The 26,645-nt window shown below is 31.6% G+C and carries 25 protein-coding genes; 15 read left to right on the top strand and 10 right to left on the bottom strand.

Features of this window, described 5'->3' with window-relative positions; genetic code table 11:
• Nucleotides 1-36 precede the first annotated feature (36 nt).
• Both HM985_RS04555 and HM985_RS04560 read right to left on the bottom strand, forming a co-directional pair.
• A complete protein-coding gene (locus HM985_RS04555) occupies nt 37-915 on the bottom strand; it encodes an NAD kinase (protein ID WP_179375603.1) in 879 nt (292 codons plus the stop codon).
• Between the two features lie 2 nt (nt 916-917).
• Nucleotides 918-1,574, bottom strand: coding sequence for a CBS domain-containing protein (locus HM985_RS04560; protein ID WP_179375119.1), 657 nt, complete (start codon nt 1,572-1,574; stop codon nt 918-920).
• Between the two features lie 238 nt (nt 1,575-1,812).
• Between HM985_RS04560 and HM985_RS04565 the strand changes: the two genes are divergently transcribed.
• The 6 genes from HM985_RS04565 (at nt 1,813) to clpX (ending at nt 7,288) form a co-directional block, all read left to right on the top strand.
• The gene (locus HM985_RS04565) at nt 1,813-2,529 is read left to right on the top strand and encodes a pyridoxine 5'-phosphate synthase (RefSeq protein ID WP_179375120.1); all 717 of its coding nucleotides are present in this window, start codon (nt 1,813-1,815) and stop codon (nt 2,527-2,529) included.
• Between the two features lie 28 nt (nt 2,530-2,557).
• Nucleotides 2,558-3,322 (top strand): alpha/beta fold hydrolase, encoded by a 765-nt coding sequence (locus tag HM985_RS04570; protein ID WP_179375121.1) that lies wholly within the window; start codon nt 2,558-2,560, stop codon nt 3,320-3,322.
• Nucleotides 3,323-3,344: 22 nt separating this feature from the next.
• Nucleotides 3,345-3,692 carry a phage holin family protein gene (locus HM985_RS04575; RefSeq protein WP_179375122.1) on the top strand — a complete coding sequence of 116 codons (348 nt, stop codon included), beginning with the start codon at nt 3,345-3,347 and terminating at the stop codon, nt 3,690-3,692.
• Nucleotides 3,693-3,772: 80 nt separating this feature from the next.
• Nucleotides 3,773-5,095 carry a trigger factor gene (tig, locus tag HM985_RS04580; protein ID WP_179375123.1) on the top strand — a complete coding sequence of 441 codons (1,323 nt, stop codon included), beginning with the start codon at nt 3,773-3,775 and terminating at the stop codon, nt 5,093-5,095.
• A gap of 214 nt (nt 5,096-5,309) precedes the next feature.
• Entirely contained in the window at nt 5,310-5,984 is a 675-nt protein-coding gene (locus HM985_RS04585; RefSeq protein ID WP_179375124.1) for an ATP-dependent Clp protease proteolytic subunit, read from the top strand.
• Between the two features lie 74 nt (nt 5,985-6,058).
• Nucleotides 6,059-7,288: an ATP-dependent Clp protease ATP-binding subunit ClpX gene (gene clpX / locus HM985_RS04590; protein WP_179375125.1), complete on the top strand. Its 1,230-nt coding sequence runs from the start codon at nt 6,059-6,061 to the stop codon at nt 7,286-7,288.
• A gap of 237 nt (nt 7,289-7,525) precedes the next feature.
• Here clpX and HM985_RS04595 read toward each other — a convergent pair whose 3' ends face one another.
• Entirely contained in the window at nt 7,526-9,043 is a 1,518-nt protein-coding gene (locus HM985_RS04595; RefSeq protein WP_179375126.1) for a GH3 auxin-responsive promoter family protein, read from the bottom strand.
• A gap of 52 nt (nt 9,044-9,095) precedes the next feature.
• Here HM985_RS04595 and HM985_RS04600 point away from each other — a divergent pair, with 52 nt between their 5' ends.
• From HM985_RS04600 to HM985_RS04615, 4 genes are all read left to right on the top strand, one after another.
• A complete protein-coding gene (locus HM985_RS04600; RefSeq protein ID WP_179375604.1) occupies nt 9,096-9,887 on the top strand; it encodes a DUF2797 domain-containing protein in 792 nt (263 codons plus the stop codon).
• Between the two features lie 127 nt (nt 9,888-10,014).
• Nucleotides 10,015-10,857: an AraC family transcriptional regulator gene (locus tag HM985_RS04605; protein ID WP_179375127.1), complete on the top strand. Its 843-nt coding sequence runs from the start codon at nt 10,015-10,017 to the stop codon at nt 10,855-10,857.
• A 376-nt stretch (nt 10,858-11,233) separates the two neighbouring features.
• On the top strand, nt 11,234-11,767 hold the full coding sequence (locus HM985_RS04610; protein WP_179375128.1) for a carboxymuconolactone decarboxylase family protein: 534 nt from the start codon (nt 11,234-11,236) through the stop codon (nt 11,765-11,767).
• Between the two features lie 45 nt (nt 11,768-11,812).
• Nucleotides 11,813-12,190 carry a cupredoxin domain-containing protein gene (locus HM985_RS04615; RefSeq protein ID WP_179375129.1) on the top strand — a complete coding sequence of 126 codons (378 nt, stop codon included), beginning with the start codon at nt 11,813-11,815 and terminating at the stop codon, nt 12,188-12,190.
• A gap of 79 nt (nt 12,191-12,269) precedes the next feature.
• On the opposite strand, the gene HM985_RS04620 is transcribed toward HM985_RS04615, so the two are convergent.
• Nucleotides 12,270-13,037 carry a DeoR/GlpR family DNA-binding transcription regulator gene (locus HM985_RS04620; RefSeq protein WP_179375130.1) on the bottom strand — a complete coding sequence of 256 codons (768 nt, stop codon included), beginning with the start codon at nt 13,035-13,037 and terminating at the stop codon, nt 12,270-12,272.
• Between the two features lie 293 nt (nt 13,038-13,330).
• Here HM985_RS04620 and HM985_RS04625 point away from each other — a divergent pair, with 293 nt between their 5' ends.
• From HM985_RS04625 to HM985_RS04640, 4 genes are read left to right on the top strand one after another with little or no spacing between them, the layout of a single operon-like run.
• On the top strand, nt 13,331-14,890 hold the full coding sequence (locus HM985_RS04625) for a glycerol-3-phosphate dehydrogenase/oxidase (protein ID WP_179375131.1): 1,560 nt from the start codon (nt 13,331-13,333) through the stop codon (nt 14,888-14,890).
• Between the two features lie 30 nt (nt 14,891-14,920).
• Nucleotides 14,921-16,417, top strand: coding sequence for a glycerol kinase GlpK (gene glpK, locus HM985_RS04630; RefSeq protein ID WP_179375132.1), 1,497 nt, complete (start codon nt 14,921-14,923; stop codon nt 16,415-16,417).
• 35 nt (nt 16,418-16,452) lie between these two features.
• Entirely contained in the window at nt 16,453-17,190 is a 738-nt protein-coding gene (locus HM985_RS04635; protein WP_179375133.1) for an MIP/aquaporin family protein, read from the top strand.
• Nucleotides 17,191-17,214: 24 nt separating this feature from the next.
• A complete protein-coding gene (locus tag HM985_RS04640; protein WP_179375134.1) occupies nt 17,215-17,982 on the top strand; it encodes a hypothetical protein in 768 nt (255 codons plus the stop codon).
• Nucleotides 17,983-18,335: 353 nt separating this feature from the next.
• Here the strand turns inward: HM985_RS04640 and HM985_RS04645 are convergent, their stop codons facing one another.
• The 5 genes from HM985_RS04645 to HM985_RS04665 all read right to left on the bottom strand — a co-directional run bounded on the left by HM985_RS04645 (nt 18,336) and on the right by HM985_RS04665 (nt 22,878).
• Complete coding sequence (locus HM985_RS04645; protein WP_179375135.1) at nt 18,336-19,181, bottom strand: pseudouridine synthase; 846 nt, start codon at nt 19,179-19,181, stop codon at nt 18,336-18,338.
• Between the two features lie 108 nt (nt 19,182-19,289).
• Nucleotides 19,290-20,192, bottom strand: a complete 903-nt coding sequence (locus HM985_RS04650) for a geranylgeranylglycerol-phosphate geranylgeranyltransferase (protein WP_179375136.1) — start codon at nt 20,190-20,192, stop codon at nt 19,290-19,292.
• A 90-nt stretch (nt 20,193-20,282) separates the two neighbouring features.
• Nucleotides 20,283-21,212, bottom strand: coding sequence for a mevalonate kinase family protein (locus HM985_RS04655; RefSeq protein ID WP_179375137.1), 930 nt, complete (start codon nt 21,210-21,212; stop codon nt 20,283-20,285).
• A 40-nt stretch (nt 21,213-21,252) separates the two neighbouring features.
• Complete coding sequence (locus HM985_RS04660; protein WP_179375138.1) at nt 21,253-22,338, bottom strand: diphosphomevalonate/mevalonate 3,5-bisphosphate decarboxylase family protein; 1,086 nt, start codon at nt 22,336-22,338, stop codon at nt 21,253-21,255.
• Nucleotides 22,339-22,344: 6 nt separating this feature from the next.
• Complete coding sequence (locus HM985_RS04665) at nt 22,345-22,878, bottom strand: DUF1697 domain-containing protein (protein ID WP_179375139.1); 534 nt, start codon at nt 22,876-22,878, stop codon at nt 22,345-22,347.
• 260 nt (nt 22,879-23,138) lie between these two features.
• On the opposite strand from HM985_RS04665, the gene HM985_RS04670 reads away from it, so the two are divergent.
• Entirely contained in the window at nt 23,139-25,424 is a 2,286-nt protein-coding gene (locus tag HM985_RS04670; protein WP_179375140.1) for a response regulator, read from the top strand.
• Here HM985_RS04670 and HM985_RS04675 read toward each other — a convergent pair.
• The gene (locus HM985_RS04675; RefSeq protein ID WP_179375141.1) at nt 25,391-26,608 is read right to left on the bottom strand and encodes a BaiN/RdsA family NAD(P)/FAD-dependent oxidoreductase; all 1,218 of its coding nucleotides are present in this window, start codon (nt 26,606-26,608) and stop codon (nt 25,391-25,393) included. The genes HM985_RS04670 and HM985_RS04675 overlap by 34 nt on opposite strands.
• Between the last annotated feature and the right edge of the window lie 37 nt (nt 26,609-26,645).

Consider the following 26,645-nt stretch of genomic DNA (forward strand, 5'->3'; position numbering starts at 1 on the left):
ACAGCTTTTGGAAGTAATTATTGTACTAAGAAGTGCTTAGTTACGACGATCTTCGCCCCAAAGTAATTTTTTACGGAGTGTTGCTAAGAAAGATTCATCTAAGAGTTCTACCATTTTAATTACAAAATCAGCTTTTTTAACCGTTACAGTAGTAATATTAGAAAGTGTAACAATTCTTGAATCTAAAGACATTAAAAACTGATCTTCTCTACCATTCACTCTTAATTTTACAGTTTTACTATCTGGTATAACTAACGGACGCGCACTTAAATTATGAGGAGCAATAGTTGTGAGCACAAAATTTTCGGCATTAGGTGCTATAACTGGCCCTCCACAACTTAAAGAATACCCTGTAGAACCTGTTGGCGTAGACAAAATAAGTCCATCGGCCCAATATGTAGTTAAAAACTCATCATCGAGATGGGTTTCTATTGTAATCATAGAAGTGGTATTTTTTCTACTTATAGCAATTTCATTTAGTGCAAAATGCGTATTTACCACATCTTCGTGTTCTGGATCTGTTGAGACACTAAGCAATGATCGCTCAGAAATTTTGTATTCTCCTTTAAAAATTTCTGTTAAGGCAGATTGTATATCATCTATTTGAATGGTCGCTAAAAAACCTAGACGACCAGTGTTTATACCAACAACAGGAATATTTAAATCTCTAACATAAGTAATAGCTCTTAGAATAGTACCATCACCCCCAACACTTATCAATAAATTAAAACTTGTATCTAATTTCTTAAACGTGCTTAATCTAGAATTTTCTTTAATATGATTAAATTGTGTTTCTAAAAATGCTTCTTCAACATAGACTTCAGCATCTTTTTCTAACAAGACTTCTATTAATTTCTCAACTGCTTGCTGAGTAATTTCTTTTGAATAATTCTGACCGTAAACTGCTACTTTTATCATTACATATTAAGGTATTTGTCTAAATACTGAGAGCGCGATTTTAAACTTTCTATATAAGAATCATCTTCATGACCAGAAATAACATTATAACTATAGCGCCTAAAAGTTTGAATCACTTCATTTAAACTAACATTTCCTATTTTCAATGTTATTCTTGCCAACTCCCCTTCAATTTTAGACACAAACGCGCCTAATATTTTAGCATCATTAGATTCTACAATTTGGCTGATTTCACTAAATGAATAATCGTTAATTCCTTTTTCAACAATTATAATTCCACCTGGCTCAGCAAAGAAAGGTGTTTCATTAAATAAGTGAATAACATCGTTTAATTCATAATATCCCTGATACTTATTATTAATGTCTAGAATAGGCATTATATTAGTATCGTTCTGAGCAAAAGCTTCTAAAACATCTAACCAAATTGTCTCTGGTCTAACAAAAAAACCTTCTATGGCATAATGGCAATCTTCTATCGTTTTTTCAGACTCAAAACAATGGGCATCAGTTTCCGAAATACATCCCATATATATACCGTCCTTTTCGATAGGAATATGCGAATAAGTTAACTGATTAAAGAGCATTTTTATATCACTCACTTTATCAGTAACACTTAGTGGTTTTATATCGTTTATTATATAGTCGTGAAGTTCCATAAAACTGTATTAAAATATAATGCAAATTACTGAAAAATAAACACAAAAAATCATGAGTTGACCTGAGAACTCAATACAATTTCTCTTTTAACGTTAAAATCAAGGTTTCGGCTTTAAAGACTCTAAATTAAATCTTGTTATTAAGCACATATTACCTTTAAACAAAAGTGAAACTTTTAAGATTACAATTAAAACTAAACCTGAGTTCTGTATTTTTGCATTATCAAATGATAAGCAAATGACCAAATTAAGTGTTAACATAAATAAAATCGCTACGCTAAGAAATAGCCGAGGCGGAGATGTACCAAATCTAATACAGTTTGCAAAAGACGTTCAACGCTTTGGTGCAGAAGGCATAACGATTCACCCAAGGCCAGATGAAAGACATATTCGTTATCAAGATGCATACGATTTAAAGCCTGAAGTTTATACAGAATATAATATTGAAGGTAATCCTATCCCAAAATTTGTGGACATGGTTTTAAAAATAAAGCCTACACAAGTTACTCTAGTACCAGACTCTATTGATGCTATAACTTCTAACGCAGGTTGGGACACAATTAAGCATAAGGATTTTTTGGAAGAGGTCATTAAAGAATTTAAAGACAACGGAATAAGAACTTCAATATTTGTAGATCCGGATTTACATCAAATAGAAGGAGCAAAAGCTACAGGTGCAGATAGAGTTGAATTATATACAGAAACATTTGCTCACCAATATAATTTAGGAAACAAAGATGCTATTAACCCATATATGGAATGCGCTGGCTTAGCAAACACATTACAAATGGGCATTAATGCTGGTCACGATTTATCCTTAGATAATATTAAATTCTTCAAAGAAAACATTACGGGGCTATTAGAAGTATCCATTGGCCACGCATTAATAGCTGAAAGTTTATACATGGGTGTTGAGAATGTAATTAATATGTATCTTAAAAAATTGAAATCATAATCCTAAGAAATTCATAAAGAAAAATAACATGACATTACATTCTAATATAATAGGAGAAGGAAAACCATTTATTATTCTTCATGGGTTCTTAGGAATGGGAGACAACTGGAAAACTTTGGCTAAGCACTTTTCGGAATCAAACTTTGAAGTTCACCTTGTTGATCAACGTAACCATGGTCGCAGTCTTCATTCTGATGATTTTGATTATGAATTATTAGCAGAAGATTTAAAAACCTATTGCCAAACCAATAACTTAGAAGATATTATTTTATTAGGGCATTCTATGGGAGGAAAAACAGCAATGCTTTTTGCTTCAAAATACCCCGAACTGTTAAGCAAGTTAATTGTTGCCGATATTTCGCCTCGCTACTACCCTATTCATCACGATGCTATTTTAGATGGGCTTAGTCAATTAGATTTCACTACAATTAAAACAAGAGGAGAAGCAGACCAAGTATTAAGATACTATGTTAGTGATACAGGAACACGAATGTTTCTGCTCAAAAATTTATATTGGGTAAAAAAAGGACAATTAGGGTTACGTATTAACTTACAATCTCTAAAAAAGCATGTTTCTGAAGTTGGAGAAGCACTTCCTATACACGCCACCTTTAATAAAGACACTTTATTTCTTAGAGGAGATCGTTCAGAATATATCGCTGAAGCTGATGAAGCTATAATTCATCGTCATTTTCCAAATGCTAAAATTACAACCATTTCAAATGCCGGGCATTGGTTACATGCAGAGAATCCTAAAGATTTTTACACAGCTGTAATGAATTTTGTATCTTAGATAGATTAAAAATAAAAAAAACATGAATTTAATAATAAGACTTTTACTAAATGCATTAGCCGTATTTATATTAGCTAATATTCTTAGCGGCGTTAATGTAGATGGTTATTTAGGCGCTATAATTGTAGCCCTTGTAATCTCTATCCTTAATTTATTAGTAAAACCTATATTGGTTATATTAACATTGCCTGCAACAATATTTACTCTGGGTCTTTTCCTTTTAGTCATCAATGCTATAATCATATTACTAGCAGATAAACTAATCGATGGATTTAGTGTTTCTAGTTTCTGGACAGCCCTACTATTTAGTATTCTATTGTCTATTTTACAATCTTTATTACAATCTTTCTTAAAAGATGATAAAAAGTAGCTTAAAGCCAAACATTTAAAACAATTGTTGGGTTGTAAAAAATATTGTATTTTTGCAGCCCAATTTTAGTTTCAATAAAAATGAACATTACAAGAGAAAATATCGATGCATTAAATGCAGTTGTAAAAGTGGATATCGCTAAAGAAGACTATAGCGACAAAGTAGAAAAAATCTTATTAGATTACCGTAAGTCTGCTAACATTCCTGGTTTTAGAAAAGGCCACGTACCAATGGGAATGGTAAAAAAGCAATATGGTAAAGCGGTATTGGTTGATGAAGTAAATAAATTATTACAAGATGCTCTAGGTAAATATTTAGTTGAAGAAAAACTAGATGTTTTAGGTAATCCTTTACCAAAAGCACAAGATGATTTAAACTGGGATGCTGAAGCATTTACATTTGAATTTGAATTAGGTTTAGCACCAGAATTCGAAGTAGAATTGAAAGGTAAAAAAGCTATTACGCACTATAATATTGTAGCTGATGACAAGATGATCAATGATCAGATTGAGCACATCCAAAAGCAATATGGCAAAATCATTTCTCAAAATGAAGTTACTGAAGCTTCTGAAATTACAGGAACTTTTGCTAACGAAGAAAAAGAAATCGATAATACTACAATGATTACTTTAGATAAATTAAAGGGAAAAACAAACCCTAAGAAATTTATCGGAGCTAAAGTTGGAGACGTTATTACATTAAAGACAAAAGGATTATTTAACGATGATCACGATTTAATGAATGCCCTAAAAGTATCTCATGATGATGTTCATGGTTTAGAAGTTGAGGTAACTTTTACAATCACTGAAATTAACGAACGTGAAGCTGCTGATTTAGATCAAGAATTATTTGATAAGCTATTTGGAGAAGGGAAAGTAACTTCTGTATCTGAATTAAAAGATAAAATCAAAGAAGATTCTGAAAAGCAATTTACACAACAAGGTGATCAAAAATTATTAAATGACGTTACTGAGAGCTTAGTTGAAAACACTAAATTCGATTTACCTTCTACATTTTTACAAAAATGGATGCAAACAGCAGGTGAAGAAGTAATGACAGAAGAGCAAGCTAAAGAAGAATTTGAAAAGTCTGAAAAAAGCATGCGCTACCAACTTATTGAAGGTAAATTAATTCAAAAGCACAACTTACAAGTTCAGTTTGAAGAACTAAAGTCATTTTCTATGGAAATGATAAAAGGTCAAATGGCGCAATTTGGTCAAATGAATCCTTCAGATAAAGAATTAGAAGACATCGCGGCACGTATCTTAGGAAACCAAGAAGAAGTAAAACGTATGTCTGAGCAGTTAATGAGCCAGAAATTATTAAGTTTATATAAGACAGAGGCTAACACAAAGACTAAAGAGATCACTTACGATGATTTTGTAAAAGAATTCTATAGTTAGTTTTAATTTTTTTAAGACAAAGTCTTAAAAAGTTAAAATGTCATTACCGTGAAAACGTTAACCTAAAAATTATTAGTATCTTTAAGGCGTAAAACTGCAATAGTTTTACGCTTTTTTTAGCACTATGTTTTATTGAAACTCGTGCAACTCTGACTTTACATCTGTCAGAGTATAAAAAATAACCTTATCATTAATTAAAAGCATTAGAATTTATATGGATTACGGAAAAGAATTTGAAAAATTCGCAACTAAAGACCAAGGCATCAATGGTAATTATTATCAAAAGATAATTACAAGTATGAATCCTACTAATTTAACGCCAAACATTATTGAAGAGCGCCAAATGAATGCGGTTTCAATGGATGTGTTTTCACGTTTAATGATGGATCGTATTATCTTTTTAGGAACAGGTGTTAACGATCAAGTTGCAAATATTATACAAGCACAATTATTATTTTTACAAAGTGTAGATGCCGTTAAAGATATTCAGATTTACATTAACTCTCCAGGAGGAAGTGTATATGCTGGTTTAGGTATTTATGACACTATGCAATTTGTTAAACCAGATGTAGCTACAATTTGTACAGGTATCGCTGCATCTATGGCAGCTGTATTATTATGTGCTGGAGAAAAAGGAAAGCGTTCTGCTTTAAAGCACTCTCGTGTAATGATTCATCAGGTAAGTAGTGGTACTCAAGGACAATTAAGTGACATGCAAATTGCCTTAAAAGAAACCATTAGAGTAAAAGAAGAATTGTACGAAATAATAGCAAACCACTCTGGTAATACTTTAGAACAAGTAGAAAAAGATTCAGATAGAGATTATTGGATGCGCTCTCCTGAAGCTCTAAAGTACGGAATGATTGATGAAATTTTAGAACGCAAGTAAGTCACATTACTTTCGACTAATAATTTAAAAGTAAAATGAGATTTCTGCTTAGGCAGAAATTAAAAAAAATAAAAATGGCAAAGGAAGAACTAGAATGTTCATTTTGTGGTAGGAAAAAGCCAGAAACAAGTCTGCTTATAGCAGGTTTAGACGCTCATATTTGCGACCGCTGTATTGAACAAGCACACGGTATTGTAATAGAAGAGTCTAAACAATCTGATAATTCAGATTTAAGTGCAGAGTTAATGCTTAAGAAGCCTAAGGAAATTAAAGGCTTTTTAGATGAATATATCATAGGACAAGAAAACACTAAACGTGTAATGTCTGTTGCAGTATACAACCACTATAAACGTTTATTACAACCAGCAACTGATGATGATATTGAGATTCAAAAAAGTAACATCATTATGGTTGGGCAAACAGGTACTGGTAAAACATTAATGGCAAAAACTATTGCTAAAATGTTAAATGTACCATTAGCAATCGTAGATGCAACGGTACTAACTGAAGCTGGTTATGTTGGTGAAGATGTAGAAAGTATATTAACGCGTTTATTACAAGCAGCAGATTACAATCTTGAAAAAGCAGAACGTGGTATTGTTTTTATTGATGAAATTGATAAAATTGCACGTAAAAGCGATAACCCATCTATTACTAGAGATGTCTCTGGTGAAGGTGTACAACAAGCATTATTAAAGCTTTTAGAGGGAACAGTTGTTAACGTACCACCAAAAGGTGGACGTAAACATCCAGACCAAAAATTCATTGAAGTTAACACTGAAAATATTTTATTTATTGCAGGTGGTGCTTTTGATGGTATAGAGCGTGTAATTACAAAACGACTAAACATGCAAGCTATTGGTTATAGCGCCATGAAAACAGAGGTTGTTGACAAAGACAATATTCTTCAATACATCATTCCTAGAGATTTAAAAGACTTTGGACTGATCCCTGAAATCATTGGACGTTTACCAGTATTAACTTACATGGATCCTTTAGATGCAAAAACACTAAGAGCAATTTTAACGCAACCAAAAAATGCTATTATTAAACAATATCAAAAATTGTTTGAAATGGATGAAGTTGAGTTTACTATTACTGATGGTGCTTTAGATTACATCGTAGGTAAAGCCATTGAGTATAAACTTGGTGCTCGTGGATTAAGATCGCTTTGTGAAGAGATCTTAACTGAGGCTATGTTTGATCTACCTAGCTCTGATGAAACTAAGCTAAACGTTACAAAAACTTATGCTGAGGATCGACTAAATAAATCGACACTAAAGAAATTGAAAGCAGTTTCATAAACTTTAGTAAAACATCATAAAAAAAACCACAATTTCAATTTTAGAAATTGTGGTTTTTTTATTTTTTTAGGAAATGGTTAATTAATAATAGTAGCTCAATTTATACTTCGACAATTTATACGCTTAAATTTAAGTTTAAGCCAGCCATGTTTATTATTAGTTGATTCTACCTAAACTAACTACACAATTCAACTGTGTCTTAAATATGTTACTTAAGAATATTAAAACTAGATGCTTTTAAATATTATTTAGAAGTAATAATTCTTCCATATAAACTCTAGAATTAGATAATCGCGGTACTTTATGCTGCCCCCCAAGTTTGTTATTATCTCTCATCCAATCATAGAACAAATTAGCTCTTCCTATATGAATTTTAGGTTTGTTCAACGTCATATTATTAAAACGCTTAGCTTCATAATCTGAATTTAAGGATTTTAATGCATTATCAAAAAGCTCTTCAAAATAAGGCATATTTTCTGGCAGAGTTTTAAATTCAATAACCCACTCGTGTGCCCCTTTCTCTTTGCCTTCCATAAATATTGGAGCAGCTGTGTAATCTACAATTTCAGATAAAGTACGCTTGCAAACATTTTTAAATGCTTCTTCTGCATTTTCAATAATTAACTCTTCACCAAAAGCATTAATATGATGTTTTGTTCTACCAGAAACCCTAATTCTATGAGGACTTAAGCTTACAAACCTAATAGTATCACCAATTTTATACCTCCATAAACCTGCATTAGTTGTGATTACCACAGCATAATTGGTATTCAATTTTACATTACCTAAAGGAATTACCTTTTGTGTTTCAGTTCCGTAACCATCCATTGGTATAAACTCATAGAAAATACCATAATCTAGCATTAATAATAAATCCTTAGAATTATTCTGATCTTGTATTGCAAAGAACCCTTCAGACGCATTATAAATTTCATAATACCTAAATTTATTAGATGGCAATATGGCTTTATACTGTTCTTCGTAAGGATTAAAACTTACACCACCATGAAAGTAAACTTCTAGATTTGGCCAAATATCAAAAATACTATCTTTACCTGTTTTATCTAAAACATTATTTAATAACACCAACATCCATGAGGGAACACCCGCAAGACTGGTAACGTTTTCTTCAATTGTTTCTTCAACAATAGCTTGCATTTTAGTTTCCCAATCACTCATCAGAGAAACACGATTACTAGGTGTGCTACTAAATTCTGCCCAGAAAGGCATATTATCAATAAGAATAGCACTTAAATCACCAAATACAGTTCCGTTTTCTTTATAAAGTTCTTTACTTCCACCCAAACGCAAACTCTTCCCCGTAAATAGTTGAGCATCTTCATTATTATTTAAATACATGCACAGCAAATCTTTACTCGCCGCATAATGACAGTCTTCTAAAGATTCGAAACTAACAGGAATAAATTTACTTTGAGCATTAGTGGTTCCACTAGATTTAGCAAACCATTTAATCGGCCTTGGCCAAAAAATATTTTGTTCACCGTTTCTAGAACGTTCAATTAAAGGATGAAAACCTTCGTAATTAACAACAGGAACACGTTCATTAAAATCTTTATAGCTTTTTATAGAATCGAAATCAAATTGCCTACCTATTTCAGTATCTTTTGAGAGCTTTAATAAACTAAAAAGTAATTCATTCTGTACTTCATTAGGGTATTTTAAAAACAATTCTATTTGATGGAATCGTTTTTTCAAAAACCAAGACGCAATAGAATTTACAATAGGAATTGGCATGGATTGGCTATCTTTACGCTATTAATTAATGATAAAAATACTAAATTCTTTTATGGTTTACTCAGGAGTTCTCACAAAAATGCAAACTGAATTTTTAGAGCCAATTCAATATTATCTTGTCTTTAAAAATGACTTTATTAATGTGAACCAATTACTCAACAAAACCATTGAAATTAAGCTTATTGGACACCAATGTTTAAGTTGCGGATTAGATAGACCAATATACCGACAAGGTTTTTGTAAATCTTGTTTTTTTGATAAACCTTTTGCTGGCGACTGGATAATGCGCCCTGAATTAAGTACTGCACATTTAAACAAAGAAGATCGGGATTTAGATTACGAAAAGAAAGTACAACTACAGCCACATATTGTATATTTAGCTAACTCTAGTAACGTAAAAGTTGGAGTAACTAGAAAAAGTCAAGTTCCTACACGTTGGATTGACCAAGGTGCACACGAGGCTGTAGAAATTGTAGAAGTACCAAATCGATATTTAGCAGGAATAACTGAAGTAGCACTTAAAGATTATGTTGCCGACAAAACAAATTGGCGAACAATGTTAAAAAATGATGTTAAGGATGAAGACCTACTAGAATGGAAACAAAAATTAAAAGCTTTTATTCCCGAGGAAGCTCTGCCCTATTTTATAGAAGGTAACACAGAGACACACATTAAATTTCCAGTAGCACAATACCCTGAAAAATTAAAAAGTCTCAATTTAACTAAGACACCCGAGTACAAAGGCAAACTGGCAGGTATAAAAGGACAGTATTTAATTTTTGAAGATAACACCGTTTTTAATGTAAGAGCTAATGAAGGATCTGTTGTTGAGTTAAGCATGTAAAAAATTCTGATACCTGTAAGGACTTTGATTACTGATTTTAAATTTAACAATTGAAATAAAATTGGACTATAAAATACTTTATCCTTTTTGTAATTTAGAATACTTTTATGAGACTTAGTATTCAACTATGATACATGCCTTCAAAGAATTTTCTACAAACGCCATTTTTAATATAGGGAATGAAACTGACCTGATCCCTTTTAAAAAAGCGAAACAAAGTGAATTCTATACTTTTATTTGGGCAAAATCTGAAGCTGTAGATTTAATCATAGACAGTGTTCCTTTTACGGTTCAACCACATAGTATATTAGCCCTAACACCTATTCAATATCTTCAATATATTAATGGTAGTAATATCACCATTTACCAATTTAATCAAGAGTTTTATTGTGTTAAAGATCATGATGAAGAAGTTAGTTGTGTAGGTATTCTTTTCTTTGGAAATATTAATATTCCCATTATCCATTTAGACCAAACTGAACAAAATAAATTTGAAACACTCCATGAAGTCTTTATAGATGAATTAGAAACAAAAGACAACATTCAGGCTGAAATGCTTAGGATGCTTATGGCAAGATTTATCATTAAAAGCACCCGATTATTAAAAGCAAAAGAAGGTATCATAGAAACTCCTAAAAGTTCTAAAGTAGACTTACTAAGAGAGTTTAACTATCTTGTTGAACAACATTTTAAAACAGAACATGGGGTTGCATTCTATGCAGACAAACTGTTTAGATCACCAAAAACTTTATCTAATAATTTTGCCAAATTAAACAGAAGTCCATTACAAATTATACATGAACGAATAGTTTTAGAAACACAGCGTTTATTAAGTTACACCGATAAAACAGCTAAAGAAATTGCTTATGATATTGGTTTTGATGACGCTTCACATCTTAGTCGTTTATTTAAAAAGCACACTTCTTTATCTCCTTCTGAGTACAAAAAACGGTTAAAAACATTAAGTTAGGAAAAATTGACATGCCCTAGGGCAAATTCTTCATTTTATAATATCGGCTTCCATCGCATCTTTGCATTGTAATATTAAAACAATAAAAAGATGAAATTTAAAAACATATCCATATTCAATCTAATAGAGATCTTCGCAAACAATAAAAAACGCGTTATAAATACTATTAGCCCAAAAACACATTGTGCACAAAAACACATTCATGACTACTATTGTGATGCAGAAAAACCCTTTATAAGCTAAAACAGAAACAAAGGAAAAAATGACATGCCCTAGGGAATAAACACCATTTTAGAATCCTATTAATAATCAGAACTTTGTATTATCAAAAAAAAATTAAATCTCTGAAAATTATTTCAGAATAAAAATATTAAATATGAATATAATTAACGTCCCAACCAAAGAAGAAGTAAGTACTAATAATCAAGTTATCTTTGACAATCTTGACAATGCCTTAGGTTTTGTTCCTAATTTATATGCAACATTTGCACATAGCGACACTGCTTTAGAAAACTATCTATCCTTTGCCAACGCAAACACTTCACTTTCTGCAAAAGAAAAAGAAGTTGTAAACCTAGCTGTAAGTCAAGTAAACGATTGTATTTATTGTCTTTCAGCTCATACAGCAATTGCAAAAATGAACGCCTTTACAGATGAACAAATCTTAGAATTAAGAGCTGGATTTTCTTCTATAAATAACAAATTAGATGCTTTAGCGAGATTAGCTAAAAATATTACCGAAACAAGAGGTAAAACCAACGACTCAGTATTAAAAAACTTTTTTAACGCTGGTTACACAACAGGAAATTTAATTGATACTATTGCCCTAGTCGGGGATAAAACAATATCTAATTACCTACATAGTACAACCAAAGTACCTGTAGATTTTCCAATAGCACAACCTCTTTAATTAAAAACTTATAATCCAAAATAATCTTTAAAAATTCAAAACAAAATGAAAAAAATCATCACAATTATCGTTATTGCATTAACCTTTACATTAACAGGAAATGCCCAAGACGCAATGAAAGTTAAAACAGTTTCATTAGAACAAACCTCAGGAGAATTTACTCAAAAATCACTTAAATTATCAGAAGGCGATTATATCTTTGAGATTGCAAATAAAAACGTTGGTCATCAAGTTGGTTTTGTATTAGTTCCTAAAGGCAAAGATGCATCTAAGCCAGAAAATCACATAAGCACAGCTTACGTCACTAAGGCTGTAGAAAATAATACAAAAGAGACAAGTAAAGTAACCTCATTAACTAAAGGCGAGTATGTTTATTTCTGTCCTTTAAATCCAACTCCTCAGTATACATTAACAGTAGAGTAAATAAGACCACAAGTTTTAGCTTATAAAAAAGAGTAATCTATTAGATTACTCTTTTTTTTTGTTTAAATATTTAGATCAATTAAACGATTGTTAACTCAACACCTAACTCTAATAACCTCTGTTTCGTTTTTTTATCAATGCCAGAATCTGTAATAATCTGATCTACTTCGCTTAATTCACAAATTCTTCCAAATCCTTTCTTATTAAATTTAGATGAATCTGCCAAAACAATAATTTTCTGAGATGATTTTATCATCTCTTTATTTAGCGAAGCTTCCATTAAATTAGTTGTTGTTAGTCCGTAATCGAGATCAATACCATCAACGCCCAAAAACAATTTGGTAAATGTAAACTCCGTTAACATTTTCTCTCCTATAGGACCAATTACTGAAGCAGAGCTTGGTCTTACCATACCACCCAACTGCATAACGTCAACTTCCTTTATTTTAGACAAAATAAGCGCAATATTTAAAGACGCGGTCAAAACAGTCAATCCTTCTAGCGGTTTTATTCGTCTAGCAAATTCAATAACAGAAGTACCAGAAGCAATAATAATACTGTCATGCGGTACTAAAGTTTTCACTGCAGCTTTAGCAATCCTATTCTTTTCACTAGCATTTATCTTTTCCTTTATTTTAACTGGGTTTTCAGTTATATAAGGATTTACTGGTATTGCCTTTCCATGAGACCTGAATAATAATTTTTTTTCTTCGAGTAGCTTAAGGTCCTTTCGTATCGTAACTAAGGATACTTTAAAATCATCGCTTAAGTCTGTAACATTCACAAATCCATCTGCATTTAATTTCTTTAAAATAAGCTTGTGGCGATCTATGATATTGAGTGTCATAACCTTCATTTTACACAAAAATAACAGATATCACAATCATATTAATAATTAAATGATTTTATTTTCAAATTATTTCGGTCAAAACGAAACTCCAATTTATAAATTCCAAAAAAATATAACAAAATTATCCTAATTACTAAATGAAATCATCAAATTTTTACGAAAATCTAACTTTTTAAAATGTAAAAACTAAAAATAACAATAAAAAACTTTTTTTTAGTTTCGTTTTGTTGTAGTTTTATACTCAGAAAGAAAAATAACAAAAAGATAACAACATATTAATCTAGCTAGTCATGGATAGAAAAAAAATGATAAATAAGTTGAGAAGCGATTCTACAACTTATGATTTCGTAATTATAGGAGGAGGAGCAACTGGAATAGGTATTGCTCTAGAAGCATCAGCGAGAGGATATTCAGTGGCATTACTTGAGAAATCAGATTTCACAAAATCCACATCAAGTAAAGCAACAAAATTATTACACGGTGGGGTAAGATATTTAGCGCAGGGTGATATTGGCTTAGTGAGAGAAGCTGTTATAGAAAGAGGATTGATGTTAAAAAACGCACCTCACATAACTAAAACTCAGTCTTTTATAATACCAACACATGGTCTTTGGGATGAAATACTTTACACTGTTGGATTAACATTTTATGATTTATTAGCAGGGAAATTAAGTTTAGGTAGATCTAAACGTATCTCAAAAGAAAAAACTCTAAAACGAATTTCTCTAATAAACCCAGATAAGATATCTGCTGGAGTTGTTTATTATGACGGACAGTTTGATGATTCTCGTATGGCAATAAATGTTCTTCAGAGTTCTGTTGACATGGGAGCACTAGCCGTTAATTATTGTGCAGTTGAAGGTTTAACCAAAGATGTAAATGGTAAAGTAATAGGTGTTAAAGCATTAGATGAAGTAGACGGAACAACTTTCGAAATAAAAGGAAAGCAAGTCGTTAACGCCACAGGTGTTTTTGCAGATGACATCTTAAGAATGGATCATCCTGAAGCAGAAAAAACCATTGCACCAAGTCAAGGTGTACACTTAATGTTAGATAAATCTTTTTTACCTGGAGATGATGCTATAACAATACCAAAAACAGATGATGGACGTGTATTATTCTTAGTGCCTTGGCATAATAGAGTAATTGTAGGAACAACAGATACACCCTTAGAAAAAGAGTCATTAGAACCAGTTGCTCTTGAAGAAGAAATTGGATTTATTTTAAGTACAGCAAGTCGTTATTTAACCAAAGCACCTCAAAGAAGTGATGTATTGAGTGTATTTGCTGGCTTAAGACCTTTAGCCGCACCAAAAGCCAAAGGAAATAAAACGAAAGAAATTTCTAGAAGTCACAAGATTTACACAGCAGAATCTGGACTATTAACTATTGTTGGAGGTAAATGGACAACTTTTAGAAAAATGGGAGAAGACCTAGTAGATAAAGCTGAGCATAACCACCAATGGAAACACATACCTACTAAAACTAAGCATTTGAAAATACATGGTTATAAAGAAAATATTAACCATAATGATCCTTTGTATTTCTACGGAAGCGATGAAGAAAAAGTTTTAGAATTATCTAAAGAAAATGGTTGGGATGCATCGTTAAGCGATTCAATGGGTGTTATAAAAGCACAAGTTGCTTGGTCTGTAAGACACGAAATGGCTTTAAACGTAGAAGATTTCCTTGCAAGACGAGTGCGTTGTCAACTATTAAACGCTAAAGAAAGCATTGAAATGGCACCTGAAGTAGCAAAAATAATGGCAAAAGAGCTTGGTAGAGACGAAGCTTGGCAAGCCCAACAAGTAAAAGACTATACAAAAGTAACCTCTAATTATATCTTATAACAACAATTCAAATAACTAAATTTAACTGTAATGAAAGACAAACTAATTTTAGCCTTAGACCAAGGGACTACATCGTCTCGAGCTATTCTGTTTAACCACAGCGGAGAGATTGTAAAAGTTTCACAAAAACCATTTGAACAAATATTTCCAAAACCAGGATGGGTAGAACATGATCCTAATGCTATTTGGTCTTCACAAATATCTGTTGCTGCAGAAGTTATTGCACAACATGGCATTAATGGAGAATCTATTGCGGCTATAGGTATTACAAACCAAAGAGAAACTGTAGTAGTATGGGATCGTGAAACTAGCGAACCTATTCACAACGCAATTGTATGGCAAGATAGAAGAACAGCAAGATACTGTGACGAGTTAAAAGATGCAGGTCATACAGATATGATTAAAAAGAAAACAGGCTTAGTTATTGACGCCTATTTTTCTGCAACTAAATTAAAATGGATTTTAGATAACGTAGAAGGAGCAAGAGAAAAAGCTGAAGCCGGAAAACTATGTTTTGGTACTGTTGATTCTTGGCTTATTTGGAAGCTTACTCGAGGAAAAATGTTTATTACAGATGTTTCAAACGCAAGTAGAACAATGTTATTTAACATTCATACTATGGCGTGGGATGAAGAATTAATGGAGTTATTTAATATTCCTAAATCTATGCTGCCAGAGGTAAAACAAAGTAGTGAGGTTTACGGAACGACAGCAACAACTTTATTCTCTACAAAAATTCCAATCGCAGGTATTGCCGGTGATCAACAAGCTGCATTATTTGGACAAATGTGTACTAAACCAGGAATGGTTAAAAACACTTACGGCACAGGGTGTTTCTTATTAATGAACACAGGTGAGGAAGCTGTTTACTCTAAAAACAACTTACTAACTACTGTAGCCTGGAAAATAAACGGAAAAACGACTTACGCTTTAGAGGGTAGTGTTTTTGTTGGTGGTGCTGCAATACAATGGTTACGTGATGGTGCTAGAATGGTAAGAACTGCTCCTGGTATAAATCATTTAGCTGAAATGGCAGAAGATAATGGAGGTGTATACTTTGTACCTGCTCTTACAGGTTTAGGCGCACCATACTGGGATCAATATGCACGTGGGGCTATGTTAGGAATTACTCGAGGAACTACTGACGCACACATTGCGCGTGCAACTTTAGAAGGTATTGCTTTTCAAGTTTACGATATCGTTAGAGCTATGGAAGCTGATGCTGGAAAGAAAAGTATTGAACTTAGAGTTGATGGTGGTGCAGCAGCAAGTGATTTACTAATGCAAATTCAATCTGATTTATTTGGGTTTAAAATTATTAGACCTAAAACCCTAGAAACAACAGTTATGGGTGCTGCATATTTAGCAGGTTTAGCAGTTGGCTATTGGGAAAGTATAGACGACATTCAATCTCAATGGGAAGTTGACAAAGAGTTTTATCCTAAAGCTCCCCAAGAAAAAGTGGACAACATGCTGCATTACTGGCATAAAGCAGTTAAGTGTGCCCAAAACTGGATCGAAGAATAAACAAACTCTAAACAACAACTATAAACTCAAAAACCATGTCAATATTATTAGCAGAAATATTAGGCACCATGATCCTCATTATATGTGGTAATGGTGTCGTAGCAAATGCCATATTAAAAGGCACAAAAGGTCACGGCTCTGGCTGGATTGAAATTACCACAAGTTGGGCATTAGGTGTCTTTCTCGGTGTTATCATTGCTGGCCCATATAGTGGAGCTCACTTAAACCCAGCAGTAACTGTAGCTTTAGCTACTACTGGCGGTATCTCTTGGGCTGTAGTCCCTGAATATCTTGCTGGAGAATTAATTGGAGCTATGTTAGGTTCATTTTTTGTGTGGTTGGTTTACAAAGACCACTTTAAAATAACAGATGATGAAGGAGCAAAATTGGCTTGTTTTAGCACAGGACCAGCAATAAGAAACACGGTCTCTAACTTAACTAGTGAGATTATTGGAACATTTGTTTTAATATTCGTGATTTTTTACATCGCAGGACCAACTATCAATTTAGGAGTTTCAGGAAGTACTGAAGCAGCTATAGGACTAGGATCAATTGGAGCAATACCCGTTGCTTTTCTTGTTTGGGTAATTGGTTTAGCTTTAGGTGGTACAACTGGTTATGCTATTAATCCTGCAAGGGATTTAGGACCAAGAATTATGCACACTATCTTACCTGTAAAAGGTTCGAGTGATTGGGGTTATTCATGGATCCCTATAGTAGGCCCTATTATAGGTGCTTTAATCGCATCGTTTTTATACATGGCTATAAACTAATATATTTCTCTTATAACAAAAACAATGAAAAAAATATTCATAATATTCGTAGCACTAATGGCTGTGCAAATAGGCCATGCTCAAGATACAGAGCTAAAAGACAGTCCTATTGACTTTCATTTAGATATAAAAACAAACCACTTATGGAGAGGTTTAGTAATTACAGATAAGCCAATGGCTGCTGTTTTCTCAAAATTGAATCTGAATGAATCCGGAAGTTTTACTACTGGTTTTTGGGGCGGAATGGCCTTCTCTAATGACAGTGACGGAACATCATATAAAGAGATAAATTATTATGTTCAGTATGCTGACAATGGTTTCTCTATTGCACTGTGGGATTTATTTAACACCAGAAGCGTAGAGAATCCAGATGTTTGGAATTACGATGAGAACACAACGACTCACTTAATAGACCTACGTACTTCTTATGCTTTTCAGGGAGATTTTCCTTTAAGGTTAGAAGCTGATGTGCTCTTATATGGTAGTGCTGACTCTCAAATTAATGAAAATGGAGACAGAGAACAAAGATACTCTACTTATGTAGAAGCATCTTATCCAATAATTACAGAGTCTAAAGTTAACTTGAGCGCTTTTGCAGGTGCTGCATTTTCTTTAAACGGGGACACGCACTTATATGGTGATGGTGAACAAAATTTTGATTTTGTAAACGTAGGCCTAACAGCTACGAAAGTTTTAAAATTTTCAGATTTAACTTTCCCTGTATCTGCTACAACGATGTGGAATCCTTCACAAAAAATAGCTAGAATACAATTAGCAGTTAGCTTATTCTAACATATCTAAATTATTTATTTAAAACCCATAGTTTGATAAAAATCAAACTATGGGTTTTTTACTATTAAAACGAAAAAAACAACGATATAAAAAAAAGGATCCAATATATGGAATACTAAACTTTTTAAATTCTGAAAAAAATTACCAAAATTTAATCTTTATACATAAGCACCGTATTACACCCTCAATTAAGTTAATAAGGTTTTGTGTGTTCGTGCGAAGCATAAAAAACAAAAACCTCTGATGGAGCCTATAATATTAACTATATCCTACAATCAAAGGTTAAATCTTAAACTATTTATCAAGCTATAGTACAGTTAATATACAATCACTGTATCATCTTGCACTAGTTTTTAAATCATTTTTAAAGTATTCACTTCTTGCTCTGTCAGGTGTTTCCAGTGACCACGAGGAATATCTTTTTTTGTTAAATGACCAATAGCAACACAATCAATTCTAACGATATCATAACTAAGTTCATCAAATATGGTACGTAAAATAGTGTTTCCTGTATTTTTAATTTTAATACCTACTTGATTTTTAGATTCCCCTTGTATGTAGCTGATTTCTTCTACAGAAACAAGTTTACCTTCAACTTTAAACCCTTCTTGTATCTTTTTTAAATCTTCGTATTTCAAATTCTTATCTAACTCTACTTGAAATAGACGAGCTACACCATTTTTAGAATTAGTGAATTTTTGTACTACTTTATCATCGTTAGTAAATAACAACAATCCTACAGAGTTTCTACCTAAACGGCCAATAGGCTTTATACTAGCATTAGTAGCATTAGCAACTAAATCCATAACGGTTTTACCTTTACCTTCTGCGGTTGTTGTTGCAAATCCTTTTGGTTTGTTTAATAAGACATAAACACTAGGCTCTGGAGTAATACGTTGACCATCATAACGCACCTCATCAGTACGTTTTACTTTGTGCCCCATTTCGGTAACAACCTTACCATTAACCGTCACTAAACCAATAGCTATATTTTCATCAGCTTCGCGACGCGAGCAGATACCAGAATTCGCTATATATTTATTTAAACGCATCTCATCGGGATTAGATGGCTTACTTGCTGCTGTTTTCTTTTTTACGGGAGCATTACCTCTAGCTAAACTATCGGTTTTACTATTAGCATTTCCTCTTCCTGAAGTTTTTCCTTTTCCTTTCCCTTTGCTATCTTGATTTCTGCTCATGTTCTAAATTTTTCGCAAAGATAAACAATAGTTTACATCTTGCACTTAATTATTAAAGTTGTTTAATCCCTTTGACTTACAATACTCTAAAAATAGTAAGTGAGCACTCTAAATTCTATTTAACACTATGGAAACATCAATTAGTAAAATTGAAAAAACACCACTAACAATTATAAATTTCAGAGTATTATGGAGTATTAAATAATGGGTTTTCGTATTTGATTTTAATAGTATAATAAGATAAACCAGTAATAATACAATACTGAGATAAAAGAAATAATACATGTGTCCAATTTTAAAAAAAAGTATCAGTATTACTGCCGAAATAATAGTTAAAACAGCAACAATAGTCAGCATTAACTTAGACATTTTTTCACCGTAAACTACAGGAATCGTTCTGTAATTTAAAGCTAAATCCCCTTTTATATTTTCTAAATCCTTAGTGAGCTCTCTCATTGAGATTAATAAGAATAGAAATATACCATGAGCAAAAACAACATGTTCAAAATTCTGATAATAAATAAAAATTGCAAAAAAGGGTGTTACAGTAAGTATTGCCGACACCAAGTTACCAACTAAAGGTCGCTTTTTAAGACGATGAGAATAAAACCAGATTGCAAAAATGTATATTGAGAAGAAAACAACAGCTTTAAATGATACGTAACTAGCAAAAACAACAGCAACAAAATTCAATACAAAATAAAAAGACAGTTTTGTGTTTTGACTAACCAAACGGTCAAGCATTGTTTTTCGAGGTTTGTTTATTAGATCTTTTTCAGAATCGTAGAAATTATTAATAATATAACCCGAAGCAATTGTTGCAGAAGACGCTAGAACCAGCATTAATAAATTAATATCTAAAAGCACTGATTTTACAGGTTTATTATGTGCAAAAATATAAACCGATGCTAAATACTGAGCTATAACGACAACTAAAACATTGTAACCTCTAACAACAGAAAAGAGACTGAAAAATTTTAATAGAATGTGTTTCCGCCTTCTAGTTAACATAATTTGATTAAGAAAAATTAGAAATAAAACTTCAATCTACTTTAGTAAAACCCATTACTTAAAGCATACTTGAATAACGGAGTACTAAGTCTAGAAATTGTAAACAACTTCTAATTTCTGACCTTTAAGTGCTTCTCTAGCTTTATCTATATTTTCAGTGAACCCTAAGATATAACCTCCACCACCAGAACCACAAAGTTTTAAATAGTAGTCATTAGTATCTAAGCCTTTTTTCCATAAGTCATGAAATTGAGCAGGAATCATAGGTTTAAAGTTATTTAAAACAACTTTAGATAATTGCTTCGTATTTTTAAATAACGATTTCATATCACCCTTTAAAAAATCATCTACACAAGCATCTGTATGCTTTATAAATTGATCTTTAAGCATGCTACGGAAACCTTCATTTTTCATGCTTTCCATAAAAATACTTACCATTGGTGCAGTTTCGCCAACAATACCACTATCAATTAAAAATACAGCCCCTTTTCCTTCTGCTTTCTGTGAAGGAATACCTGTAGCTTCAATATTATCTTTTGAATTGATTAAAATAGGAAGACTTAAATAACTATTTAAAGGATCTAATCCTGAAGATTTACCATGAAAAAATGATTCCATATCAGAAAAAATGGCTTTTAACTTTAAGAGTTTTTCACGTGTTAAATTTTCTAAAACTGTAATTTTATCACTTGCATATTTATCATAGATTGCAGCAACTAAAGCACCACTACTTCCTACTCCGTAACCTTGTGGAATTGAAGAATCAAAATACATTCCGTCATTAAGATCACTGTGCAATTGATTGGTATTAAAAATCACCAAATTCTTATCTAAGCTTTCTAAATACGTTGCAAACCGTTTTAAACTAGCATTAGAATCTAAAGCTTCTTTAGTTTGGTTATCGCTAAGCTTTAGCGCACCATTATAAAAATTATATGGAATAGATAAGCCTTTAGAATCACGAATGATTCCGTACTCTCCAAATAAAAGAATTTTAGAATAAAATAATGGTCCCTTCATAAATTAAAAGCAATTACTTTAACAAATATACGTATTAAAATTAGATTTGGTTCGCACCCAAACCAATTTGATCGCAAATATAATGTTCATTTTGACAATAGCTAACCAATTCATTTTTAATAAATTCAAGAACAATTTCGGTTTCACTTTCAGGATATAAAACATGTACATTTGCACCTGCATCTAGCGTAAAACAAACTTTAGAATCTGTCTTTGCTCTAAAAGCCCAAATTTTATTAATAATTTCTAATGTATTTGGTTTCATTAATATAAAATAAGGCATACTTGTCATCATCATAGCATGAAGCGTTAAGGCTTCACTTTCTACAATTTTTACAAATTCATTTAAATTACCCGAAGCTAAAATTGTTTTTAAATTCGCTAAATTATCATGTGCTTGCTTAAAACGTTCTTGAGCAAATGGATGTCCGTACATTAACTGATGACCAACTGTACTACTCACCTGCTTTTCTCCTTTATCAACTAACAAAATAGTGTCTTGGTAATTCTTGAAGTTAGAATGTACATCACCTTCAAATTTTACACCAAATAAATCTGAACTATCGGCTATACTTTCATTCTCTCCCCAAACAACAAGTTCTCCTTCAATACTTCTGCATGCACTCCCAGACCCTAATCTTGCTAAAAAAGATGCTTTTTGATTAAAATAATTAATATCGGAAGACCTTTCGACTGTATTCAACTTATCTTCAATACTCATTAAACACAAAGCAATTGCACTCATACCAGATGCAGATGAAGCAATACCAGAACTGTGAGGAAATGTATTTGAAGTATCTATTTTAAAATGATAATCTCTTAAAAATGGCATATAAGTTTCTATACGCTCAAAAAATGTTTGAATTTTTGGTTTGAAAGCTTCATTTTTTTCACCTTCAAAATATACATCAAAACTAAATTCTTTGTCTTCCTTTTTAGTATAAGTAACTTCCGTTATAGTTTTACAATTAGAAAGAGTAAAACTTATAGATGGGTTTTCTGGAATTTGATCTTTCTTTTTCCCCCAGTATTTTACCAAAGCAATATTACTTGGTGAAGCCCATTTGACTGAACCTGTTTCAAAATTAGTGTGGTATGATTTTAGAATAAAGTCTTGTGCTGTCATTACATATTAAATATTGGACAAAGATAAGAGTTTTACCATTGTTTTATAGTTTCTGGCTGTAGCATTGACATCTAGATTTTTTTCGAAGTAACTTAAATTGAATTTAGATTTACCATAACCTTTAGAACAGAACAAATAAATACAGTTATTTAAAATCTTATAAACATCATCTGGATATGTTTTTTCTGAAGTTGTTTTTATCAAATTTTCATTTGGAATATTACTCAAAATAACAAAATAACTACTCTCTTTTTTATCATCACTAAAAGGGCAATTATTAAATATAATTTCTAATTCACTTCCTAAAAGCACCAAAACAGGAACTTCAAAACCAAAATGAGTTAATATTAAATTTTGAATCTTATTTTCTAAAGCTGTTTTATCATCTATATGCGATTGAAATAAAATATTACCACTTTGAATGTAAGTTTGCACATTTTCTAATCCAGATTTAGATAATAAAGTTCTAAGCTCTTGCATTGAAACTTTTCTATGTCCACCAACATTAATCCCTCTTAAAAGTGCTATATAATTTCGCATATTACATCATGTTAAAGTATTAGCTATTGCTTATTAATAAAACTTATTGTGAATAATATTCATTTTACAAAAATCTACTAAAATATATTTACACAACAAAAAGACACAATACCACCAATATTATAGGCACTTCATGGCTTTTAATTATTTAAAAACATTATCAATTAACTAATTAATATCTTTAAAATACAAATAAAATCGATTAAATGTTGCAAAAGCTTCGTAAAAGTTTAGTTTTACACTCTTAATAGTTGAATTACATGTGTTTCCCCAGATCCAATGCTATTATTATTTTATTTGTTTCCTTTTTTTTTACAGCTTTAAATGTAAATGCGCAAAAAAAGAATCTAACAGATAATAAAAGTGCATTTTATTCTTTTGATAGTTATACACTAGATCGGTTAGTTTCTAAAGACAGCCTCTACAAAGCTACTATACTCGTTAATGAAGCTATAGATTTCTCGAAAAAAAATAATTTCAAATTAACTGAAGCCAAGGCCTACAACGCTTTAGGGACAGTTCTAGTTAAAACTTCTAATTTTAAAAAAGCGGAAAGTTATCATGAAAAAGCATATCAAATATTTGATTCACTGCATAATAAAAAAGGAAAAGATCTTGCTCTAGCAGGATTAGTAAATACTTATGTTCACGAAAAAAACTATAAGAAATTTGATAGTATATACCCTATAGCTCAAGCATTATCAAAATCTTTGAATAGTGAAATTTATTTTATAAATTTTGAGAATTTAATTAAAAGGAACTATTACAATTTAAAAAACAATAGTCTTTTAGAAACTTCTACAAAAGGATTAGAAATTATCAATAATACAGATTTCAGTACTCTAAACAACTCAAAAGATTATCGTACCGAAAATTTAAAGCAAGCTTTAACTTTATCTTATAAATACTACAACAGTATTGCTAGAGTAAAAGTGGACAACGTTACTTCTGAAGATTATACGGCTCTATTATCAATAAATGATAAGGATTTAATGTCTGTTTTAAAAACAGATATGAGTACTTATAGAAAAGTTGCTACACTAAATTATTATAAATATTCATATTTCACTTATGCTAATAAAAATTTAGACTCAGCAAATAAGTATCTTTTAAAGTCTGACAACTACAAATACACTGCATTAAGACTCAATGAAAAAAAAGAGGCCCGAAATGGCGAGTTAATTTCTAAGATAATTAATGCTGAACAACAACTAAATTTAGCTAATGAGATTCAGAAAAAAGATATTAATAATTCTAAAATTTTTCTACGAAGTACAATCATAGTTAGCATCTTATTTATTATTACATTGGTTAGTTTCTTTTTCTACTTTAAAGTTAAAAAGAATATTGAAAAAATGAATAAAGCATTAACAGCTTCTAATTTAAAATTTGCAAAAATTGACAAAGATAGGCTAGAGTTTTTCTCTATTTTAAGTCATGAATTACGTACACCAATTTATGGCATTAATGGTTTAGCGACACTTATTGACCAAGAAAAGGATGATAAAAAGAAACAATCTTACTTAGACTCACTTATATCCTCAAGTAACTATTTATCTATTTTAATTGATAATATCCTACAAGCTAATCGCTTAAAATTTGACAAACAAAGCCTCCGTTTAAAACCGGGGAAAATAAATACTATTGTCAATCATGTAGTAAGTACCGTTGCCGTTGCTGCAAAGAATAAAGGTTTAGATCTTAAAATTCATATTGATAAATCTGACGAACAAGAACACATTTTAATAGATAAAGTAGCCTTTAGTCAAATATTAATAAACTTAGCATACAATGCTATTCGCTATACAAAAAAAGGCCATATTGGTATTAATGTTTTTGAAAAAAAGCGAGACGCAAACAATATCACCTTACGTTTTGAAGTAAAGGATACAGGTATTGGAATAAGGGAAGAGCACAGGTCTATTGTATTCAGTGCCTTTGAAAATAAGGCGTTTTTAAATAAAAATAGTAGTGGCTCTGGATTAGGTCTTCATATTGTAAAAACATTACTCGAAAGTCATAATTCGCAAATAGACTTCACATCTGTTCTTAATGAAGGCACTTGTTTTTTCTTTGAAATTACATTTAAGCTTGTCAATATCTCTGATGAAACTCAAAAAATAATATCTATATTACCGCATAGAGAGATGCGCGTATTGGTTGTTGATGACAATAAAATTAATCTTTTAATTACCAAGAAAAATATAGAGAAAATTGAAGGTTACAGTTGCGAAACAGTATCTAATGGCAAAGAAGCTATAGCTGTCATAAAAAATAAAGATTTTGACATCATCTTAATGGATATAAACATGCCAGATATGGATGGCTACGAAGTTACTAGACACATTAGAATATTTAATTCTGGAACTCCTATTCTGGCACTAACGGCTTTAAATTCTAATGAAATTTTACAAAAAGCTGAAGAAGCAGGTATTAATCACATCATTACTAAGCCTTACATTTTTGAAGATTTTAAAGCTGTTATTATGTCGTACAGTGGCGATAACGACAACTACTGTAAAATTATCGATGTCGATGCAATGTAAGCACTTGTCCAAGCATTCTGAAAGTTAAAACCACCCGTTACCGCATCTACATTAATGACTTCACCAGCAAAATAGAGATTAGGAATTCTTTTGCTCTCAAAAGTTTTAAAATTTACTTCCTTTAAATCAACTCCGCCAGCTGTAACAAATTCATCTTTAAAAGTACTTTTTCCTGTGACCTGAAAAACAGCACTTGTTAATTGGTTAGCTAATGCTTCTAATTGTTGCTTATTAAGATCTGCCCAACGTTTATTATCTTCAATATCTGAAGCTAAAACTAATTGTTTCCATAACCGTTTTGGTAAATCGAAATGCGATAGATTAATTACAGTCTTCTTTGCAAATTCTTGTTTAAAAACTTTTAGTTCGTCTAAACAAGATTCAAAATCTAGATTAATAAAATTGATTTCAATCTTAAAATCATAATCCATTTTCGCCAATTCTACAGCTCCAAAAGCAGAAAGTTTTAAAATGGCAGGCGCACTCATACCAACATGGGTTACAAGTATTGGCCCCTGTGATTCTAGATCCGTGCCAACAACTTTAATGTTTGCATTTTTAGCAACAACGCCAGGAATATCTTTAATGCGTTTATCTTTTATATCGAAAGTAAAAAGTGATGGAACGGGATTAATAATAGTATGCCCTAAACCTTCAATAAGTTTCCAAATTTTAGGATTACTACCCGTAGCGATCATTACTTTATGAGACTGAAAATCGCCTTGAGATGTTTCTATTTTAAATCCACTTTCTAAAGCATCCATAGATTTAACCGAGTGATTATATAAAATCTCTACGTTATGCTTTTTAGCTTCATATAGAAAACAATCGATTATAGTTTGAGATGAATTTGATGCAGGAAACATACGTCCATCTTCTTCAATTTTAAGTTCTACACCACGTTCTTCAAACCAAGCAATTGTATCACCTGTCATAAACTTATGGAAGGGTCCTAAGAGTTCTTTTTCGCCTCTTGGATAGTTGTGCACCAATTCTGAAGGAATAAACTCAGCATGTGTTACATTACAACGCCCTCCTCCAGAAATCTTTACTTTTTGCAAACCTTCTTTACCACGCTCTAATAAAGCAACTGATAATTCTGGGTTTTGTTCGGCAATATTAATCGCTGCAAAAAAACCAGCAGCACCTCCACCTATAATAATGACATCTTTGATAATAGACATAAATTTATTTAAGAAATTGAGTAATTCAGTCTATCAG

Source organism: Winogradskyella wichelsiae, assembly GCF_013403925.1.
Taxonomy (GTDB): Bacteria; Bacteroidota; Bacteroidia; order Flavobacteriales; family Flavobacteriaceae; genus Winogradskyella; species Winogradskyella wichelsiae.